The organism is Streptomyces sp. NPDC003691, assembly GCF_053981115.1.
Genome location: NZ_JBSFNQ010000026.1, coordinates 70,075 through 88,699, shown reverse-complemented (window position 1 = coordinate 88,699; position 18,625 = coordinate 70,075). Strand labels below are relative to the sequence as shown.

Genomic DNA, 18,625 nt, shown 5'->3' with positions numbered 1-18,625 from the left:
CCAGTCGCCGGGCATCGGGATCCGGACCTGCCCGGCGCTCCACTGCCCCGGCGCGGACTTCTCCAGGGTGACCGGCAGCGGGCCGATCTGCTGGTCGACCAGGGTGAAGGAGGCCCTCACCTCGGGTGCGTCCAGCGGCCGGCCGCCCGTCCCGACGAGCTTCAGGACCAGTTCGTTGCCGCCCGGGCTTGCCGGAGCGAGGGTGAGCCGGACGGTCCCCTGTCCGTTCGGGCCGCCGGTGTCGAAGGGGATCTCGGCCTCGGCGGGGCCCTGGGGCCGGGAGTCCGCCGGTGCCGGGGACGAACCGCCGGCCGTCCGGGCCGTCTCCACGGTGCGGCCGGGCTCGGTGGCCGTCAGTGCCGTCGTCACCGCCAGGACGACCGCCGCGACGGCGGCCTCGACGAGGACCGTACGACGGAGCCCCGACCGTACGGGGTCGGCGTCCCGGGCCTTCCTGCGGGCGGCGGTGGCGAGGGCGGCACGCTGGCGGGCCAGCTGCGCGGCCCGCGCGGGATCGCCCGCGGCTCCGGGGCCGTCCTCGGTGCTTGTTTCCTCCCCGGTGTCCCCGGTGTCCCCGGTGCTCCCGGTGCTCCCGGCGGCCGGGGTCTCCCCGGGCTCCCGCGGCGCGTTCTCGGGTGACTCCTGGGGCCCGGGCACGGCCGGTCCCGCGGCCAGACCGGCCGTCCACCGCCGGGAGAACCGGGCGACGAGCACCAGTACGGCCACCAGCGCGGCCTTGGCGAGCAGCAGTTGCCCGTACGCCGTCCCGGTCAGCGCCGACCATGAGCCGACCTGCCGCCAGGACTGGTAGAGGCCGGTCACGGCGAGGGCGACCACACAGACGAAGGCGACGGTGGAGAACCGCCGTACGGCCGCCGGTTCGATCGACGGCTCCCGGTGGAGTGCCGTCAGCAGCGCGGCGAGCCCGCCCAGCCAGCCCGCCACGGCCAGCAGGTGCAGCACGTCCATGGGGATCGCCAGACCGGTCTGGATACCGGTCGACGCATGTTCGGAGAGCGCCCAGGTGGCGGCGATCCCGGCGCTGACCACGGCCCCGCCGACACCGAGGCCGAAGGCCAGGTCCGCCCGTCTGCCGTCCGTCCCGCCCTGCTCGGCGGCGGTACCGCTGCCGGTTCCGGCGCCGTTGTCGTTGCCGTCCCCTCGGGCGCCGTCGCCGTCGCCGTCGCCGTCGCCGTCCCGGCCGCTGCCCGGGGCCCGGACGCGCTGGGCGTACGGGCCGAAGAGCACGGCGATGAACAGCGCGGCCGCCCCGAGCAGCATCAGCCGCGAGACGAGTGCCGCGCCGGTCTTCGTCTCCAGGACGTCCTGGAGCCCGGCGAGGTCGAAGGCGTCCGCCAGCTCGCCGGAGCTGGTGTACGGGACGCGGAGCAGCAGCATCGCCAGGGTGGCCGCGGTCAGCGCGACCCAGGAGCGGGCGACGAGCCGCTGGACGGAGCGGACGGACGCCCCCCGGGGCCAGCACAGCAGGACGAACGCGGCGGCGCCGGCCATCAGGGCGAAGCCCCCGTAGGCCGTGTAGCGCGCGACGTCGTACAGGAAGCCGACCAGCCCGCCGCCCGGGTCCCCGCCGGGCAGGGAGACGGTGGTCGTGGAGGGTGCGCCGACGGAGAAGGTGAAGGCGCCGGAGATGGGGTGGCTGTCGGCGGACACGGCCTGCCAGGCGACGGTGTACGTGCCGTCCGGCAGCCCGGTCCGCAGTCCGACGGCGTAGGCCACGCGGCCGTCGGCGGAGAGGTCGCGCACGGTCCGGGTGTCCGCGCGGGCGCCGTTCGGTTCGAGGACCCGGATCGAGTCGTCGTCCATGGCGAGATGCTCGGAGAAGGTGAGCGTCACCTCGCGGGGTGCCGTGGCCACCACCGCCCCGTCCGCGGGGTCGCTCCCGGTGAGGGCGGCATGGGCCGCGGCGGGGCCTGCGGCCGTCAGCAGGATGCCGAGGACCGCGCCCGCCAGCACCAGGGCGGCGAGCAGGGCCCGGACCGGGTCGCCGGTCCCGGGGCGGCGGACCGGTGGGCGGAGCGGAGCGGTGGTGGTTGTCATGGCGTTTCCGTTCGTCCTTCGCTCAGTGGTGCTCGGACGTGTGCTCGGACGTGTTCTCGGGCGTGTGTTCCGACGGGCCGCCGCCCGCCGGGGCCTCCGGCGCGCTCTTCGCCGGGTTGTACCCGGTGTCCATGACGGGGAGTTCGACGCGGATCGGATCCGACTTCTCGAAGCGCAGCTCGACGGAGACCTTCTCGCCCTTCTTCGGGCGCTCCTTCAGCCCCTCGAACATGATGTGGTTGCCACCGCGTTCGAGGGCGAGCTTGCCGTCGGCGGGGATCGGGAAGGAGTCGACCTTCCGCATCCGCTGCCCCTTCGACTCGTGGATGGTGATCGTGTCGGAGAGGGGGCTGGTGACGGAGGTCAGCGTGTCGGCCTTCCCTCCCCCGTTGCGCACGGTCAGAAACCCCGCGGCCATATCGCTCACCGGTTGTGGCATGAACTCGCCACTCACTGTCAATTCGGGTGCGTCCGGCCTACCGTTGGAGGAGCCGGATCCCGTGGACGCCGAAGAGTCCGTGGAGCATCCGGTCAGGGTCAGGGCCGCCGCGACGGCCCCGGCGGCGACGGCGGTTATCAGGGGGCGGCGCGCGCCGCTCCGCCGTCCGTTTCCGGTGCTCAAGGCGTCTCCCCGCGTACCAGCTTCGGCAGGTCCTTGGCGTAGTCCTCGGGAGTGGTGTCCTCGCCGTAGACGACATAGCCCTGGTCGGTCTTCGGGGAGAAGGCCATCACCTGGGCTCCGTGCATCGAGCTGACGGAGCCGTCCTTCTCCTTCTTCGGCGGGTCGATGCCGATACCGACGGACCGGGCCGCCGCCTGGATGGCGGGGAAGTCGCCGCTGAGCCCGGTGAAGGAGGCGTCCCCGGCGCTGGGGAGCCACTTGGCGAGCTGGGCGGGGGTGTCGCGCTCGGGGTCGGTCGTGACGAAGACGACCTGGAGCTTCTCCTGGTCGGCCTGGGGGAGCTGCTTCTTCGCCATGGCCAGGTTGCTCATGGTCAGCGGGCAGACGTCGGGGCAGTTGGTGTAGCCGAAGAAGAGCAGGGTCGGCTTGCCCTTGGTCCGCTCACGCAGGTCGAACGGCTTGCCCTTGGTGTCCGTGAGCACCAGCGCGGGCTTCGCGAAGGGCTGGTCCAGCACCGTCCCGGCCTTGGTGTTCTTCGGCGCGGAGATCTCGGCCACGGAGCTGCTGCCCGAGTCCTTGGCGGAGTCGCCGCCGGAGCAGGCGGAGAGGGTCAGAGCCGTGGCCGCGGCGAGGGCGGCGACCAGCGCGGTCTTCTGTCGCATGGGGGACTTCCTGGAGGGGAGGGAACGGATCGGGGGAATACGGATCATGAGGAGGCGCCGTTGCCGGAGCTGCCGCCGCGGCGGCCGGCGAAGACACCGAAGGCGACGCCCGCGGCACCGACCAGGATGCCGATCACTCCGAGGACGCGGGCGAGGGTGTCGGTGGAGTCCGCCTCGCCGGTGTTCCCGGAGCCGCTCGCGGATTCGCTGCCGGTGCCGCCGTGGTGGCCCTTGGCGGCGTTGTCCGCGGCGGGGGCGCCGTGTCCTTCAGCGGCAGCCGAGAGCTTCAGCACCGGCGCGGGGGAGTCCGGCTCCGGCCGGCCCTCCTCCGGGGTTTCGATCCAGCGCACGACTTCCTTGTTGTCGTAGGTCTGGATCGCCTTGAAGACGAGCCGGTCGGCGTTCTCGGGCAGTTGTCCGACGGAGAGGGGGAACTGCTGGAACTGGCCGGGGCCGATCTTCGATCCGGCGGCGGTCCAGGTGACCTTGGAGACGGCCTCGGTGATCTGCTTGCCGTGCACGGTGAGCGGCTTGGCCAGCTTCGCCTTGGTGACCTCGACGTTCCAGCCCGGCACGGGCTGGGGCAGCACGGACGCCAGCGGGTGCTCGGTGGGAAGGGTCAGCTCCAGCTTCACGGTCGAGGCGTTGTCCCGCTCGTTCGGGACCTTGACGGCGACGGTGGCATAGCCGCCCCGGGCGGCCTCGCCCTGCGGCTGCACGCTGACATGGGCGAAGGCGGGGCCCGCGAGAAGCAGCGAGGCGGCTCCGGCCCCGGCCGCCAGCACGACCGTACGGACGGCCGTACGGCGCTTCCGGGCGGCGGGGGAGACCGGCGCATGACCGATGAGACGGTCAGATGCTGACGAACCAGAGAAAACGCTCATGTTGGGAACACTCCACGGTGAAGGGAGGAACGGTGGTCGTGCCGGTGCGCGGGGCGCACGGGCACCCACGGCCGCACTCCCGTCGAGTGGGCCGTGTCAGGCGGCGAGGGCGAGACGGGCGGGCGGCCCGCGCCTGATCACCGTGTGCTGAAGGACCTCTTCGGCCGTGGGGGGTGCCGCGTCGTCCCCGGGCCGGGCGGGCCGGACACCGGGGGCCGGGAGCCGTACGAGACCGGCGTGGAGCGTGCGTACGAAGGCGAGGGCGGCGCGCAGCGCCCTCAGCTCGCCGGCCTCCGTCATCAGCCGCCGGGTCTCGTTCGCGGAGGCCGCGGAGAGCCGGGTCAGCTTCAGCAGCGCCAGGTCCCCGCGCCGCAGCAGCCAGCCGGTCACCACGGCGACCAGCAGATGGGCGAGCAGCATGGGGAGGGAGGGCAGCAGTTCGGCGCCGATGGACGGCTGCGGAACGGTCCCGTGGCCGGAGCCGCCGTCCGGGCCGGGCGGGGTGAGACCGGCCAGGGTCACCACCCGGCGGGCCTCGTCCGGGCCGATGCTCGCCGAGCCCGGGCCGCAGAGCAGCTTCGCGGCCATCCGGATCACCGCGTCGTCGGTGTCGGGCGCGATCCGGACGGGATGCCGCTGGCCCAGGCCGAAGAGGGCGTGGAGCGCGAGCTGTCCGGCCCCCAGCATGGTGACCACCGCGGGCAGCGAGCGCACCCGGCCGGTGAACGGGAGGACGAGCGCGAAGATTCCGGCGAAACCCGCCGCCAGCGTCCACCACGGGACGCTCTCGCAGGCGGCGAGCGCATGCCCGGTCGCGGACAGCACAACGCAGACCGCGGTGAACACCGCGGCCCGCAGCAGCCGGAGTCCGGATCCGGTGGGTGCACCGGGCCGGGGCGACAGGGACGACGACATGGCCGGGTCATCATCCCACTGCGGTTCCGGCGATCGGACGGCAGGGCCGTCCGCGCGCGATCCGGTCAATACGGATCAAGACGGGCCGCGTCGGTGACGGCCTGTCGCCGTACATGACGGGCGAAAGGGAGGAAGGGTGTGAATCGCTGCCGCGGCGACGGACCGGGGAAGCCGCTGCCGTCCCGTATGCCGCCCGCGTCGCTCCCGCCCCTTCCGAGCCCTTGCGACACTCCCGACCGGCCTTGTCACGGCTTCACCCGTCCGGCATACACCTTTGCGCCATGGGCGCGCTTCCGCCGAATGAGCGCAATCACACCAACTCTGTGCTTACGGACCGTGCATTGGGGCAATACGTATCGGTATGTCGAGCCGCAGCCAGGAGGCTGGAGCATGAGCATCTGGTGGTCTCTGCACTTGCGGCGCGAAGCTGCGAGCATCCCGCTCGCCCGGCGGCTCCTGATCGGGACGATGGAGACCGCGGGCGTCGATCCCGACGTCTCCTTCGACCTCTCGGTCGCGCTGAGCGAAGCCTGTGCGAACGCCGTGGAACACGGCGGCGCGGGCCCCGGAGGTTCCGCCGGCGCCTATCGCGTCACCGCGTATCTGGACGGCGAGAAGTGCCGTATCGAAGTCGCCGACTCGGGCCCCGGCTTTCCCGGCGGGCCACCCCGGAGAGCGCGCGGCTGTACCCACTCCGGCACGCCATCCGGAGTCCAGGAGAGTACGGGCGCCGCCGGATCCGCGGGCGCCACCGGGGCTCCGGGCCCGGCGGCCGTACCTGACGGTCCGGGTGCCCTGGACGCTTCCGCGGCACCGGTGGCTCCTGCCGGCCCGGGCGGCCCCCGGACGAGCCCGGGCGGCGCCGCGGCGGGTCCCGCGGGCGGATCCCCGGGCCGAAGCCCGGGCAGGCCGCTCGCCCCCGGCGCTCCGGGCGCCCGCCCGCCGGGCCGGGCGGCCGAGCGAACCGTGGACCGGGCGGCCGCCACCGCCGAGAGCGGCCGCGGGCTCTTTCTCATCCAGGAGCTGGCCGACCATGTGCACTTCAGCAACCGCCCCGGCCGGGGCGCCGTGGTCAGCTTCGACAAGATCCTGAAATGGCGGGAGGGCGCGCTGCTCAAGGTCTCCTGAGGGAACTCCCCCGGGACCTCGCGCAGCCGCGCCCTCGTACCACGGGCGTACTCGCCGACCGGTCGGTTCGCGGCGGCGGCCCTGCCGCGGTGCGTGCCGTACCGGAGTGCCTGCCGTACCGCCGGGCGGCGGTACGGCAGTGCGCCTCGGGTGCGGCACGGAGCGGCGTTACGGCGGTGTGCCGTATCCGCTCCGGTTCCGCGTCAGCCCTGCAGCGACGCCATCCAGGCCTCGACCTCGCCGGACTGTCGCGGCAGCATGCCCGACAGGTTCCGGTTGCCGTCCTCCGTGACGAGGATGTCGTCCTCGATCCGGACGCCGATGCCCCGGTACTCCTCCGGCACGGTCAGATCGTCCGCCTGGAAGTAGAGCCCCGGCTCCACCGTCAGGCACATGCCCGCCTCCAGGGTGCCGTCGACATACGCCTCGGTGCGCGCGGCGGCGCAGTCGTGGACGTCGAGGCCGAGCATGTGACCGGTGCCGTGCAGAGTCCAGCGGCGCTGCAGACCCAGCTCCAGGACCCGCTCGACCGGGCCCTCCAGCAGGCCCCACTCGACCAGCCGCTCGGCCAGCACGCGCTGCGCGGCGTCGTGGAAGTCGCGGTACTTCGCGCCCGGCTTCACCGCCGCGATCCCGGCCTCCTGGGCGTCGTAGACCGCGTCGTAGATCTTCCGCTGAAGCTCGTCGAAACGGCCGTTGACCGGCAGCGTACGGGTGACGTCGGCGGTGTAGAGGGTGGTGGTCTCCACCCCCGCGTCCAGCAGCAGCAGATCGCCGGAGCGGACCGGGCCGTCGTTGCGCACCCAGTGGAGGGTGGTGGCGTGGGGGCCGGAGGCGCAGATCGAGCCGTAGCCGACGTCGTTGCCCTCGACACGAGCCCTCAGGAAGAACGTTCCTTCAATGTAGCGCTCGCTGGTGGCGCGGGCCTTGTCGAGAACCTTGACGACATCCTCGAAGCCGCGGGCGGTCGACTCGCACGCCTTCGTCAGCTCGCCGATCTCGAACGGGTCCTTCACCGCGCGCGCCTCGGAGAGGTAGATCCGCAGCTCCTCGTCCCGCTCGCCGGTGACCTTGTCGGTCAGCGCCGACTCGATCCCCGCGTCATGGCCGCGGACGACCCGCACCGGCCCGGTGGCCTCGCGCAGCGCGGCGGCCAGCTCGCGGACATCGCCCGTGCGGACGCCCAGCAGCGACGACTTCTCTTCCAGGGAATGACGGCGGCCGATCCACAGTTCGCCCTGGCCGGAGAGCCAGAACTCGCCGTTCTCCCGGTCGGAGCGCGGCAGCAGGTAGAGGGTCGCCTCGTGGCCGCCGGTGACGGGCTCCAGGACGAGGACGCCGTCCTCGCTCTGGTCGGCGGTCAGATACACGTACTCGGTCGCGGCACGGAAGGGGTACTCCGTGTCGTTGGACCGCGTCTTCAGCTGCCCGGAGGGAACCACCAGACGCTCGCCGGGGAAGCGCGCCGACAGCGCCGCACGGCGCTCGGCGGCGTACGGGGCCTGCTCGACCGGGCTCAGGTCGCGCTGCTCGGTGTCCGCCCAACCGCTTGCCATGTTCGCGGCAAGTTCTTCGGAAACCTCGGGGTAGAGGCCGTTCTTACGCGGCTTTACCGACTGCTCTTCTTCTTCCGGGGCACTCGGGGTGAGCTCCTCGGCCACGTCTGCCTCCTCGACACGTCATCGGACCGGACTCCATCGTATGTGGGTCGTGAAGAGGGCCTCGAAGGGTGTGTCGAATCCGACATAACGGGTGTACCACTGGCTGTCTGCCCGGTGTCTCCGTGCCTGGTGCCTGGTGCCTGGTGCTCATGCCCGATGCCCGGGCCCGGCGCCTGCCTGCCGTCCACCCGGGCCCGGCCTGCCGCCCGCCGCCCTGCCGCCTGGGCGCCGCCCGCCCGCCTGCCGCCCGGTGTCTGCCGCCCGGCCCGGCTCCGGGCCCGGGGCGTCGCGGAGGGCCCGGGGCGTCAGTCGAAGCGGACGGCGAGCAGAACGGCACCCTCCGCATCCGGGCCGTACCCCGCGGACGGCTCCGCCCCCGCGTACCGCCCCCGGGGATCCGCGGTCCGAGGCAGCAGGGTGCGCAGTACGTGATCGGTGACCGCGCCGGGATCCTCCCGGGCCGCCCGCGGCACGCTCGCCGCCGCCGCGTGCAGCCCGGCGAACGCCTGGTCCATCGGCCGGCCGGTGCGCCGCAGCAGCCCGTCCGTATAGAGGAGCACCGTTTCTCCCGGCTGGGGGCTCAGCTCCACGCTCGGTGCCTCCCAGCACGCGAGCATGCCCAGGGGAGCCGACAGCGATGTCTCCACGAACTCCGTACGCCGCTCGCCGATCAGCAGGGGCGGGGTGTGTCCGGCCCCGGCCAGCACCATCTTTCCGGCGCCCGGCTCGGCGTAGGCGAAGAGTGCCGTCGCCGTCCCGGCCGGTTCCGTCAGCCGCAGCAGCAGTTCCAGATCCGACAGGACCGCGACCGGATCCTCGCCTTCCATCACCGCGTACGCCCGCAGGGAGGCACGCAGCCGCCCGGCCGCGGCGAGCGCCTCCGGGCCCGTACCGCCGACGGATCCCACGGCCAGCCCCAAGGCCTCCTCGGGGAGCGGGATGGCGTCGTACCAGTCGCCGCAGGGACCGTGCGGGCCGTTGAGCCGGCGGGCGGCGAGCCGTACGCCGGGGACGCGCGGCAGTTTGCCGGGGAGGAGTTCCTCGGTGACGGCGGCGACCGCCCGCCGGGCCTCCGCCAGCTCGGCCAGCCGGGCCAGGTGCTCGGCGGCGTACCGCGCGTAGTCGTCCACCAGCCGCCGGTCGCGTGCCGCGGGCGCGGCGGGCTCGTCGTACAGCCAGACGGCCGCGCCGAGGACGCCCGCGCTCCCCGACACCAGCGGCTGGGTGTACGCGGCGGCGCAGCCCAGCCGCACGGCGACCTCGCGGCGCAGCGGGTCGAGGGAGTCGTCGTTGAGGATGTCGGGGTGGGCGACGGCGGGGGGCCGGGGGCCGGGCTCCGGCGCACCGCCGGGGGAGGTCCGGGGCTCCGGCGCACGGCCGGCCGCCTCCGTACGCCCGGCGCGTTCCGTACCGTCCGGCTCCCCGGAACGCTCCGGCGTCTCCGGTGACGCCCCTGCCTGCGGGGCGCGCGAGTGCTGCGGGGCCGGTGGGGCCGGTGAGTCGGCGGGTGGGCCGGCCGGTTGGCTTCCGGTGACCACCGCGGCCGCCGGGTCAGCCGGATCAGCCGGTTGAGGCGGTTGATGAGGTTGAGCCGGGTCTGTGGGTTCCGTCGTGCCTTCGAGCATGCGGCCGTACGCCGTCAGGGGGCGGGGGACGGTCTCGATATGGCCCAGCTCCGCATGGCTGAGCCCATAGCCCCGGGTGACGGAGAGGGGCGAGGTGAGCGCGCCCGCCCCGGCCGGGGGTTCGAGGACGATCAGCCCGCGGCGCGCGCCGACGATCCCGGCACCGGCCCGCAGCACCTCGTCGAGGGCCGCGTCGATCGCCCCGACGGCGGTCAGCCGGGCGGTCAGCCCGTGCAGCGCGGTGAGGTCGGCGACCCGGTCCTCCGGGCGTACTCCCCCCTTGCCCTGTCGGCCGAGCGCACCCGGCAGACCCGGTGGACCCGGCGTATCCGTGTCCGCACACGCCCCCTCGGCCACCGAAGCGCCCCCGGCGGAACACGAAGTCCCCGGCGTACCGGGGACGTTCGAGGGTTCCATGACCGATGGTTCATCCGGCATATCGGGCGAACGGCATGGTTCGGCCGGTGGGCTGGAGGGCGTGCCGGACGACCCGGAGGGGTGGGACGGCTCGGACCCGAACGCTGTTGAAGTCTCGGCAGCCGTGGGTGAAACCGCGGCAGTCTGCGCCGAGTGGGGAATCGAAGAATCGATTCCGGCCACTTTCGGAAGGTGAGGCGCGCTCATGGGAGCGGTCTTTCCGATGGGTGTGTTTTGTGCCAAAGCATCGCAAACCCCCAGGTCATTTTGCGCCGCCAGCAATGGGTCCACATCTACACGCACATGTCAGCGGATGTCCAGCATTGCCCCGGTGGGATTGATGGTGTCTACGGGAGCTTGGGATTGCTTTGGGATGCTCTTGACGGACTGTTCCAGAGTGAAGCGTATTCGTCACAGACTGATGAACTTGGCTGAAAAATGCCGCATCCAGCCGCCAATTGCGGTCGACTGAACATGTTCGACGGTGATCCTTCGGCGGATCCCTCCGGGGCGGACGATCCTGGAGTGACCTGTCGTGGGCGGCCGTACGGATGCGTCGCACCGAACGTGGCGGGTACGTAAAGTACGTAAAAGGTGACGTCCGGGGTCAGTTGGATCGCCCCGGAACCCGGCGACGGGCCAAGGCGTCCTACAGTCCGTGGGCCGTGACGGAACCGGAGACGGATCCCCGGACAGGCTGCCCGGACCGACCGCCGGGCGGAGGGGAAAAGGCCGATCGGCCCGCGCGCGCGGCGCCGTCCGGCTATAACGGGACACACAAGCGTCAGGCACACGTCCCTCATCACGCGTTTGATGAAGCACGTCCACGTTCGGTCCCCGGGCGGCGAACCTGCCGCAGGCCAGCCGGGGGACGCCCCTGCCGGTGGCGGTCGAGGCCATCGGCACAGCAGGGCGGGACCGGCGCCGACCAGCCGACCCGTAGATATGTACTACCGCCGCGGAACAGACCGCGGACAAGGCGCGTATACGCACGCAGTACGTACACACAGCGCGCATTCGTATGCACAGTAAAAACCTGCACACATGGTGTGATGTGGTCCTCGGCGTTCAACGGAAAGGAACGAGCGCACATGCGCGAGATCCTCGGAAGGCGACGCAGGCTCCGGTTGTGGCGCAAGAGGGGCCCGGTACAGCCTGCACAGCTCGAAGCGGCGCTCAGCTGCGCCGCGTGGCGGTGGCCCGTCATCCCCGGGGTGGGGCCGGCCGCGGCCGGCGGGGGGCGCGACCGGCTCTGCGCCTGCCCCGACCCGGAGTGCGCCGTACCCGGTGCGCACCCCTTCGACCCCGGAATCCTGGCGGCGACCGGCGACGAGCGGATGCTGCGCTGGTGGTGGACGAACCGGCCCACCGCCCCGGTGATCCTGGCCACCGGCGGGAAGGCGCCCTGCGCGATCAGCCTGCCGGCCCTCGCGGGAGCGGTCGCGCTGGCCGAGCTCGACCGGATGGGGGTGCGACTGGGCCCCGTGGTGGCGACACCGACCCGGTGGTCGCTGCTGGTCGCGCCGTACAGCCTGGAGCGGCTCGGTGAGCTGCTGTATGTGAAGGACCGGGTGCCCAGCTCCCTGCGGTTCCACGGCGAGGGCGGCTATCTGGTGCTGCCCCCGTCGGAGACGGGTGCCGGGCAGGTCCGCTGGGAGCGGGCGCCCCGCACGGGCGCCGCGCCCTGGCTGCCGGATGTGGAGACGGTGGTGGACGCCCTGGTGGAAGCCAGCACCAGCGCGCCGGACGGCGGCAGCAGGCTGGCGTACTGAACCCCCTCCGTACCCTGCCGGTGCATCCGGCCGGTGGTACGGAAAGGGCCGGACCCGGGAGCGGGCCCGGCCCTTCCGCGTCTCCGGAGCCTTCCCCTTCTCCCGGGCCTGCCGCGGCGGTCCGGACCGTTCGTTTCTCCTGGGCCTGCCGCGGAGTTCCGGACCCGCTCTGCCCGCGGGCCTGCCGGTCCGCGCTCGTTCCGCCGATTCCCCTGCCCTGCCTTGCCTTGCCCTGCCCTGCCCGGCCGGGGCCGCGCTCCGGGGTTCCGGCACCTCCGGAAGTCACCCGAACGGGTAGGAGTGGGCCCGAGTTGTACGGGAATCGGGTGGGCGGTCCGCCTCCCTTGCGTACGGCACGGATATCGTCGCCCCGCACCTGTCGCTCGTACCGTCGCGCGGGTGCCTCCGGCATCCCCGGGGCCGGCGGCCCGTCGCCGTACCCATGGCCGCCCGCACTTCCGCTCTCCCCTTCGACCCACCCCCGTTCCCCCGTTCCGCTGTCTCCTCGCAGCCGGCAGGTGCCCGTGAATCTCCGCATGGCAGGGATCGTCTCGGTCGTGGTCGCCACCGCCCTGGTGCCTCTGGCCGCGGCGGCCGGTGAAGGCCGGATGCCGGACGGACCCCGGCTCGTACGGGTCCTGGACGCCCGGCCGCCGGGCGCCGTCCCCCCGGCCGCGGCCGCCGGGTCCGACGACGGGGTGCCGGGCGGCGCCCCGGGCGCCGGGACCGGCCCCGGTGACCCCTCCTGGAGTTCGGCCGGAAATCACCCCAGCCATGGGAATCCCACGGCACCCGGGGCCATGGCGGCGGCCGGTAAGGGGGCCGGAACGCCGTCCGGGGCGGTACCCGGCGCGGGGGTCCCGGGCGCCACCCGGACGCGCTGCGGACCGGAACTCGCCTCTCCGGACGGGGTCGAGGCCCAGACATGTGTACTGACCGATGGCCGTGCCACATGGGGGCGTACCTACTACCGGAATGCCACGGGCACGGAATTGACTTCGGTACTGACTCTGATGGGTCCCGGACGCCGAACGCTTCAGATGAACTGCGTGGTTGAAGCGGGTGATGAGCCGGGCGTCTGCGAGACGCCCAAGGTCGCTTCCCGCGGGCTCCGGGGCTATTCCGCGGTGGCCGAGTTCGCGGCGGCGGAGAGGGAGCCGCAGACGAGCGGCGGGGCTGTTCGGGAGGCCGGGGGCTTCCCGGCGGGGGGACCGGGGGCCGGTCCGCTGCTGCTGCGCTCCGGCAGCAACTCCGGTGAACCTGCGGAGCGTTGAGGGAGCGGCCCGGGCCGGGAGGAAGCGGAACTTCCGGTCCGACTTCCGGCCGGACGGTGTCCGCCGTCCGGAAACGACGAAGGCCCGGTCGCTGGCGACGGGGGATGCACCAGCGACCGGGCTCTAAGAACGGTAACAAGAGATCTGCGGTTCGCAAATTCGATCTCGGTTATTCGGACAGAGAAACGGCCGAGTTCGACAGGAGTTGTGACTGGCGTCACCCGCTAATGCCGGACCGCCGACCTGCGCCGACCATGGGTCCCGGGCCGGACAGGGCCCGGGAATCAACTCGGCGTCGTCTTCCGGCCAGTTGTGCTTCGGCCGTAATAATTGGCGTGTTCAGCTCAGCGTGATCTGGCGATTGGTGAGCCCGCCGCGCGCCCGGCGCTCCTCGCCGGTGAGCGGGGCGTCCGAGGCGAGGGCCTCGGCGAGCCGCTCGGCGAACGCGGCCGCGGGCTTCTCGCACTCCTCGGCACCCATACCGGAGGGCAGGTCCCAGACCGGGACGACCAGGCCGTGGGCCCGGAACGAGCCGACGAGCCGGGTGCCGTCGCCGAGCGAGGAGGCCCCGGCGGCGTGCAGCCTGGCCAGCGCGTCCAGCAGCTTCTCCTCCGGGTGGGTCATGACCCACCGCAGGTGGTTCTTCTCCGGGGTCTCGCACCAGTAGGCGGAGTCGACGCCGGAGAGCTTGACCGTCGGGATCGCGGCGGCGTTCGCCCGCTCCAGGGACGCGCTGACGTCCGCGGTGGCCGCCTCGGCCTCGGGCACCCAGAACTCGAACCCGGTGTGCACCACGGGCTCGAAGGGGGCGGCCGGGTCGAGCAGGTCCTGGAGCCGGGGCCCCTGGTCGGTGGCGGCGCGCTCGGCGGCGACCGGCGTACCCGGCTCGGCCCGCAGGGCCCGGCTCAGAGTGTCCGCGAGGTCGCGGCTGAGGTCGCCGGACGAGGTGTCGTTCTGCAGGCCGAGGAGGACCGAGCCGTCGTCGCGGCGGAGCGCGGGCCAGGCCATCGGCAGGACGGTCGCCAGCGTCACGGACGGTACGCCGTCGGGCAGGCCGTCCTTGAGCGTCAGCGACACCGTCGCGGCGGGGACCAGTTCGCGGAGGGCGACCCAGTCGCCCTCGCCGGCCAGCCCCTCGAACGGGCGCTGCACCAGCTCGGTGACGGCGTGTGCGGCCGCGCGGCCGTGGCACGCCTTGTAGCGGCGGCCCGATCCGCAGGGGCAGGGCTCGCGGGCGCCGACCACGGGCACGGGCTCGTCGGCGCCGCCGGTCCGGCCCTTCGGCTGCTGCTTCGCGGACGTGGTCTGAGGGCGCTTCTTGGCCATGGTGCGGCTTCTCCCGTGGATACAGCGGCGCGTGGTGCGATGTGCGGCACGTGGCGCGGGATGACTGGGGTTGGTCGGTTGTCGGTGCCGGCACGAGCCTAGTCGCCCCGTGCTCCCCGGCGGCCACGGCACCCGCGGGCCCGGCCGCACGGCCCGCCGCCGGTTCGGGCTCTCCGGCACCCCGGCATCCCCGCATCCCGGCGGGCCGGTGCCGTACGACGCGCCTCGGTATCCCGGCGACGCCCCGACGGCATCCCGGCGCGGTACGGGCTCCACGCCGCACCGGGCGGTCGTCGCGAAGGCGCGGTACGGGCTCCGGCGTACCACCGCACCGGGCGGCTGTGGCCGCCCGGTGCGGTCCGCCTGTCCTGCGCCGCGAACGGCGCGGCGCAGGCGTACGCCGTACGACCGCCCCAACCGCACCCCTGTCGCGCCCCTGCCGTTCCGGCCGGGCGGGCTCAGAAGCCGTCGCGCGGATCGCCGCCCGGCAGCCCGCCCGGCAGCCCGCGGGGCATCCCGTCGGGCAGTCCGTCGGATCTGCCGCCGGTGAACCCGTCGTAGGTGAGCCCCTCGTAGGCGACCCCGTCGCGGGAGCCGTCGTAGGCGCCCTCGTACGGGTCCTCGAACGCGTCGTCGTACGTCTCCGCGAAACCGAAGCCGAGGCCCGGAACACCACTGGTGACGCGCGTAGCGTACGAGTCGTGACGGGCCCCGTCCGTAATGAGTGCCCAGACGGTCACCTCGCCCGCGGGATGGTCGCGGACGCCCCACTCCTGGGCCAGGGCCGTGATGATCTGGAGCCCGCGGCCGCCGCGTGCGGTGACCGAGGGCGTCGACGGCACGGGCCGGGTGGGCCCCCCGCCGTCCGTCACCTCGACCGTGAGCCGGCCGGCCCGGTCCACGCGCCAGGCGGCCCGGATGTTTCCGTCCCCCCGGTCCGCATGACCCAGCGGCCTGCCGTGCCGGCAGGCGTTGCTGAGCAGTTCGGAAAGAACGAGCATCGCGTCGTCGACGACCGATTCGGGCACTTTGCTCATGCGCAGCTGCTCACGCATCCGGTGCCTTGCCTCGCCCACGCCCGCAGGGCCATGGGGTACGGCCATGCTCGACGACGTGGGCACGTGCTGTGCCACCACCAACGCCACCCCCGAGACCTCCTTTGCCCCACGCCACCGTGTGAATGCCCCAATGGACTGGACCGGAAACCGGGCCCGGACCGCCCGATGGGGCACTCCCGGCGGGGAGGCACGGTACGAGTGCGCCGGTGCACTCCCCGTAGTGAGTGTCATGTGCAACTTTGGTGGGGCGTTCCGGGTGTTACCGGGAGGAAAGAGTGGAAGGCGGGCGCCCGTACGGCGGAGTTGTGGAGGCCCGGATGTGTCCCGTATTACACCCGCCCGGCCACGGGGCCCGGCCGGCGGACCGTGACTGCCGGGCCGGGCGGGGCGGCCGTGTCAGCCCGCGCCGCCGCCGTCGCCGCCGCTGCGGCCACCGCCACCGCCGCCATCGCGGCCGTCGCCGTCGCCGCTGCCGGTGGCGCGGCCGAGCTGGGTGAGTACCTGCCGCGGCCGGTTGGTGATGATCGCCTCCACCCCGAGCCGGGCGCACAGCTCCACGTCCGCCGGGTCGTCGACGGTCCAGACATGGACCCGGTGGCCCGCCCGGTGCAGGCGGGCGACGTGCTCCGGATGGTTGCGGATCATCCGGATGGACGGTCCCGCGATCCGTACTCCGGCAGGCAGCCGCCCGTCCCGGAGCCGCGGACCGGCGAACTGCATCAGATAGACCGTGGGGAGGGTCGGCGCGGCCGCCGCGACCCGGTGCAGCGAGCGGGCCGAGAAGCTCATGATCCGTACGGGCGAATCCCCGGCCGACGCCGGGGTGGCGAGCCCGAACCTGCCGAGGAGCTGGAGGAGACGCTCCTCCACCTGGCCCGCCCAGCGCGTCGGGTGCTTGGTCTCGATGGCCAGCTCGATACGGCGGCCCGAGTCGGCGGCGAGTTCGAGCAGCCGTTCCAGGGTGAGGACGGAGGTGAGGGACGGATCGCCCCAGTCGGGGCTCTCGGCGGAGTCCTCGCGCCCCTTCCAGGTGCCGAAGTCGAGGGCGGCGAGATCGGCCAGCTCCAGCGCGGAGACGGCGCCCCGTCCGTTGGAGGTCCGGTTCACGCGCCGGTCGTGCACACAGACGAGATGGCCGTCGGCGGTGAGCCGGACATCGCATTCGAGCGCGTCGGCGCCGTCCTCGATGGCCTTCATATAGGCGGCCAGGGTGTGCTCGGGGGCGTCCTCGGAGGCGCCGCGGTGGGCCACGACCTGAATGTTCTGCTGCCGTGCTGGGGTCACCGCGTCATGGTGTCACCGCGGCGGACCGCGATGTGCGCGGGGGCGTGGGAAGGCCGTCGTGCGCCGGGCTCGGGTTCGGGCGGCGCCCGCGCCGGACCGGCTCTCCGCCGCCTCGACCCGCCTGACCGTTTTGTCGCTTATAAAGGAGGGGCGGGACAGGCACAGGTCCTGCTTACCGCGGTCTGACGGCCCGTGGGAAATGCTGATCCGAGACAGTTGCAGAGCGGACTTCCCGACCTGGACGAGCACCTGTGGACCGGAGGAGAAAAGCTGTGAGCACCGAGTACGAGGGCACCGAGGGCCCGGAGCGGCAGCCGGCGACCCCGCCCGTACCCCCCGTGCCGCCGGTTGCTCCCGACGGGCCGCCCCCGGCGCCCGCCGCGGCCCCGGCGCCCCTCCCCGAGACCTCCGCGCCGGTACCGCCCGCCCATGCCCCGGGCGCGCAGCCGCCCCCGCCCGCGGCGGCTCCTCCGGCCGCGCCCGGGCAGCCCCCGCACGCCGCGGCGGCCGGTCACCAGGATCCGCCGCCGTCCGACGCTCCCCCGGCCGTTCCGCAGACGGGCTACGGGACACCCGCTCCGACGGCCGCCCACCAGACTCCGCCGCCCGCGCCCGCCGCGCCGCAGCCCGGCGCGGACTGGGCGACCCCGCCGCCCGCCCTTCCTGCGTACGGCGGCGGCTCCGGCCCGGCCTGGGGCGCTCCCGTCCCGCCCGCTGACGCCGCACCCCGGCGGCGCAAGCGCGTCGGCTCCCTGGTGAGCGCGGTCCTGGTGGCCGCGCTCGTCGCGGGCGGCGTCGGCGGTGCCGCGGGCTACTGGGCGGCCTCCGACCGGGACGAGGACAGCTCCTCGACGACGATCACCTCCACGGAGATCCCCAAGGACCTCAAGCGCGAGCCGGGCACGGTCGCGGCGGTCGCCGCCGAGGCGCTGCCGAGTGTGGTGACCATCGAGGCGAAGTCGGGCCGCGGCGGCGGTGCCGACGAGCTCCCGGGCAGCGGCTCCGACGGCGGTACGGGCACCGGCTTCGTCTACGACAAGCAGGGCCACATCCTGACCAACAACCATGTGGTGGCCTCGGCGGCCGAGGGCGGCACCGTCGCGGTGACGTTCTCCGACGGCAAGAAGTTCGACGCCGAGGTCGTCGGCCGGGCGCAGGGCTACGACGTCGCGGTGCTCAAACTGAAGAACGCGCCCGCCGGGCTGACCCCGCTGTCCCTCGGCGACTCCTCGAAGGTCGCCGTCGGCGACTCGACCATCGCGATCGGCGCCCCCTTCGGCCTCTCCAACACGGTCACGACCGGCATCATCAGCGCCAAGAACCGCCCGGTCGCCTCGGGTGGAGGAGGCGGTACGAAGAATTCCTACATGAGCGCCCTCCAGACCGACGCCTCCATCAACCCGGGCAACTCGGGCGGTCCCCTCCTCGACTCCCGCGGCGCTGTGATCGGCATCAACTCCGCCATCCAGTCCACCGGCAGCGCCCTCGGGCAGGCGGGTTCCATCGGCCTCGGCTTCGCCATCCCGATCAACCAGGCGAAGAACGTCGCCGAGCAGCTGATCAAGACGGGCAAGCCGGTCTACCCGGTCATCGGAGCCACCGTCGACCTCAACGAGAACACCGGCGGCGCCCGCATCCCGGACAAGGGCAACAACAACACCGAGGCCGTCCCCCCGACCGGCCCGGCGGCCAAGGCCGGCCTCAAGCCCGGCGACGTCATCACCGCCTTCAACGGCAAGCCGGTCGACAGCGGCCCCACCCTGATCAGCGAAATCTGGAACCACAAGCCCGGCGACCGGGTCACTCTCACCTACGAACGCGACGGCAAGGAGGCCAAGGCCACCCTGGTCCTCGGCTCCCGCACGGGCGACAGCAGTTGACCCCACCCCACCGGAAGCCTGCTGCGACACCCACCACCGTGCCGGTACTCTGTAGGCCG

Annotated in this window: 13 protein-coding genes and 1 pseudogene; 4 read left to right on the top strand and 10 right to left on the bottom strand. The window is 73.3% G+C overall.

The features are described from left to right. From ACWDR0_RS15475 to ACWDR0_RS15455, 5 genes are all read right to left on the bottom strand, one after another. Positions 1-2,058 (bottom strand): copper resistance CopC/CopD family protein (locus ACWDR0_RS15475; RefSeq protein WP_456352178.1); only part of this gene is annotated, 2,058 nt, incomplete at its 3' end. A 22-nt stretch (positions 2,059-2,080) separates the two neighbouring features. Then, positions 2,081-2,638, bottom strand: a complete 558-nt coding sequence (locus tag ACWDR0_RS15470; RefSeq protein ID WP_456352184.1) for a copper chaperone PCu(A)C — start codon at positions 2,636-2,638, stop codon at positions 2,081-2,083. 38 nt (positions 2,639-2,676) lie between these two features. After that, entirely contained in the window at positions 2,677-3,342 is a 666-nt protein-coding gene (locus tag ACWDR0_RS15465) for an SCO family protein (RefSeq protein ID WP_456352177.1), read from the bottom strand. A gap of 44 nt (positions 3,343-3,386) precedes the next feature. Next, the gene (locus ACWDR0_RS15460) at positions 3,387-4,226 is read right to left on the bottom strand and encodes a YcnI family copper-binding membrane protein (protein WP_456352176.1); all 840 of its coding nucleotides are present in this window, start codon (positions 4,224-4,226) and stop codon (positions 3,387-3,389) included. 96 nt (positions 4,227-4,322) lie between these two features. Beyond that, positions 4,323-5,141, bottom strand: coding sequence for a hypothetical protein (locus tag ACWDR0_RS15455; RefSeq protein ID WP_456352175.1), 819 nt, complete (start codon positions 5,139-5,141; stop codon positions 4,323-4,325). Between the two features lie 468 nt (positions 5,142-5,609). Here ACWDR0_RS15455 and ACWDR0_RS15450 point away from each other — a divergent pair, with 468 nt between their 5' ends. Next, complete coding sequence (locus tag ACWDR0_RS15450) at positions 5,610-6,269, top strand: ATP-binding protein (protein ID WP_456352183.1); 660 nt, start codon at positions 5,610-5,612, stop codon at positions 6,267-6,269. 203 nt (positions 6,270-6,472) lie between these two features. Here the strand turns inward: ACWDR0_RS15450 and ACWDR0_RS15445 are convergent, their stop codons facing one another. Then, positions 6,473-7,930, bottom strand: coding sequence for an aminopeptidase P family protein (locus ACWDR0_RS15445; RefSeq protein ID WP_456352174.1), 1,458 nt, complete (start codon positions 7,928-7,930; stop codon positions 6,473-6,475). A gap of 305 nt (positions 7,931-8,235) precedes the next feature. After that, the gene (locus tag ACWDR0_RS15440; RefSeq protein ID WP_456352173.1) at positions 8,236-9,972 is read right to left on the bottom strand and encodes a PP2C family protein-serine/threonine phosphatase; all 1,737 of its coding nucleotides are present in this window, start codon (positions 9,970-9,972) and stop codon (positions 8,236-8,238) included. On the opposite strand from ACWDR0_RS15440, the gene ACWDR0_RS15435 reads away from it, so the two are divergent. Further along, positions 9,971-10,168 (top strand): hypothetical protein, encoded by a 198-nt coding sequence (locus tag ACWDR0_RS15435; RefSeq protein ID WP_456352172.1) that lies wholly within the window; start codon positions 9,971-9,973, stop codon positions 10,166-10,168. The genes ACWDR0_RS15440 and ACWDR0_RS15435 overlap by 2 nt on opposite strands. A gap of 895 nt (positions 10,169-11,063) precedes the next feature. Continuing rightward, positions 11,064-11,744: a bifunctional DNA primase/polymerase gene (locus tag ACWDR0_RS15430; RefSeq protein WP_456352171.1), complete on the top strand. Its 681-nt coding sequence runs from the start codon at positions 11,064-11,066 to the stop codon at positions 11,742-11,744. Positions 11,745-13,357: 1,613 nt separating this feature from the next. Here the strand turns inward: ACWDR0_RS15430 and ACWDR0_RS15425 are convergent. The 3 genes and pseudogenes from ACWDR0_RS15425 to ACWDR0_RS15415 form a co-directional block, all read right to left on the bottom strand. Further along, positions 13,358-14,344 carry a DUF5926 family protein gene (locus ACWDR0_RS15425; RefSeq protein ID WP_456352170.1) on the bottom strand — a complete coding sequence of 329 codons (987 nt, stop codon included), beginning with the start codon at positions 14,342-14,344 and terminating at the stop codon, positions 13,358-13,360. A gap of 629 nt (positions 14,345-14,973) precedes the next feature. Then, a pseudogene (locus tag ACWDR0_RS15420) lies at positions 14,974-15,633 on the bottom strand (ATP-binding protein); the annotation flags it as partial. Positions 15,634-15,798: 165 nt separating this feature from the next. Beyond that, positions 15,799-16,686, bottom strand: coding sequence for a glycerophosphodiester phosphodiesterase (locus ACWDR0_RS15415; RefSeq protein ID WP_456352169.1), 888 nt, complete (start codon positions 16,684-16,686; stop codon positions 15,799-15,801). A gap of 272 nt (positions 16,687-16,958) precedes the next feature. On the opposite strand from ACWDR0_RS15415, the gene ACWDR0_RS15410 reads away from it, so the two are divergent. Next, positions 16,959-18,566, top strand: coding sequence for a S1C family serine protease (locus tag ACWDR0_RS15410; RefSeq protein ID WP_456352168.1), 1,608 nt, complete (start codon positions 16,959-16,961; stop codon positions 18,564-18,566). The last annotated feature ends 59 nt before the right edge of the window (positions 18,567-18,625 follow it).

What these genes read in the sequence shown, in the direction of transcription:
- ACWDR0_RS15435 (WP_456352172.1), top strand. Translation starts at nt 9,971, where the DNA reads ATGACCGATGGTTCATCCGGCATATCGGGCGAACGGCATGGTTCGGCC.
- ACWDR0_RS15430 (WP_456352171.1), top strand. Translation starts at nt 11,064, where the DNA reads ATGCGCGAGATCCTCGGAAGGCGACGCAGGCTCCGGTTGTGGCGCAAG.
- ACWDR0_RS15460 (WP_456352176.1), bottom strand. Translation starts at nt 4,226, where the DNA reads ATGAGCGTTTTCTCTGGTTCGTCAGCATCTGACCGTCTCATCGGTCAT.
- ACWDR0_RS15455 (WP_456352175.1), bottom strand. Translation starts at nt 5,141, where the DNA reads ATGTCGTCGTCCCTGTCGCCCCGGCCCGGTGCACCCACCGGATCCGGA.
- ACWDR0_RS15465 (WP_456352177.1), bottom strand. Translation starts at nt 3,342, where the DNA reads ATGCGACAGAAGACCGCGCTGGTCGCCGCCCTCGCCGCGGCCACGGCT.
- ACWDR0_RS15425 (WP_456352170.1), bottom strand. Translation starts at nt 14,344, where the DNA reads ATGGCCAAGAAGCGCCCTCAGACCACGTCCGCGAAGCAGCAGCCGAAG.
- ACWDR0_RS15450 (WP_456352183.1), top strand. Translation starts at nt 5,610, where the DNA reads ATGGAGACCGCGGGCGTCGATCCCGACGTCTCCTTCGACCTCTCGGTC.
- ACWDR0_RS15440 (WP_456352173.1), bottom strand. Translation starts at nt 9,972, where the DNA reads ATGGAACCCTCGAACGTCCCCGGTACGCCGGGGACTTCGTGTTCCGCC.